This is a genomic window from Deinococcus planocerae (assembly GCF_002869765.1).
GTDB classification, from domain to species: Bacteria; Deinococcota; Deinococci; order Deinococcales; family Deinococcaceae; genus Deinococcus; species Deinococcus planocerae.
Genome location: NZ_PNOR01000091.1, coordinates 1 through 1,079 on the forward strand (window position 1 = coordinate 1; position 1,079 = coordinate 1,079).

Annotated in this window: 1 protein-coding gene; it reads left to right on the forward strand. The window is 66.1% G+C overall.

Annotated elements, in window-relative coordinates:
* Positions 1 to 1,079 (forward strand): elongation factor Tu (gene tuf, locus A7B18_RS21095; protein WP_102128615.1); only part of this gene is annotated, 1,079 nt, incomplete at both ends.

The window sequence follows — 1,079 nt, forward strand, 5'->3', positions numbered from 1 at the left end:
CCGACGGTCGAGAAGCTGGCCTACGACCAGATCGACAAGGCCCCCGAAGAAAAGGCCCGCGGCATCACCATCAACACCGCCCACGTCGAGTACAACACCCCCACCCGCCACTACTCCCACGTCGACTGCCCCGGCCACGCCGATTACGTCAAGAACATGATTACCGGCGCCGCCCAGATGGACGGCGCGATCCTGGTCGTCAGCTCCGCGGACGGCCCGATGCCCCAGACGCGCGAGCACATCCTGCTCGCGCGCCAGGTGGGCGTGCCCTACATCGTCGTGTTCATGAACAAGGTGGACATGGTGGACGACGAGGAGCTGCTCGAGCTCGTCGAGATGGAAGTGCGCGAGCTTCTCTCGAAGTACGAGTTCCCCGGGGACGATCTGCCGGTGGTCAAGGGCAGCGCCTTGCAGGCGCTGGAACAGCTCCAGCAAAACCCCAAGACCCAGCGCGGCGAGAACCCGTGGGTCGACCGCATCTGGGAACTGCTCGACGCGGTGGATTCTTACATCCCCACCCCCGAGCGCGACACCGACAAGACCTTCCTGATGCCCGTCGAGGACGTCTTCACCATCACCGGGCGCGGCACCGTCGCCACGGGTCGTGTGGAGCGCGGGGTGGTCAAGGTCCAGGACGAGGTGGAGATCATCGGGCTGCGTGACACCAAGAAGACCACCGTGACCGGGATCGAGATGCACCGCAAGCTGCTCGACCAGGGCATGGCCGGCGACAACGTGGGCGTGCTGCTGCGCGGCGTCGCGCGCGACGACGTGGAGCGCGGTCAGGTGCTGGCCAAGCCCGGCAGCATCAAGCCGCACACCAAGTTCGAGGCCAGCGTGTATGTGCTGTCCAAGGATGAGGGGGGGCGTCACTCGGCGTTTTTCGGGGGGTACCGTCCGCAGTTCTACTTCCGGACGACGGACGTGACCGGTGTGGTGGCGTTGGCGGAGGGGGTGGAGATGGTGATGCCCGGGGATAACGTGACGTTCACGGTCGAGCTGATCAAGCCGATTGCCATGGAAGAGGGCCTGCGCTTTGCCATCCGCGAGGGGGGCCGCACCGTCGGCGCCGGCGTCGT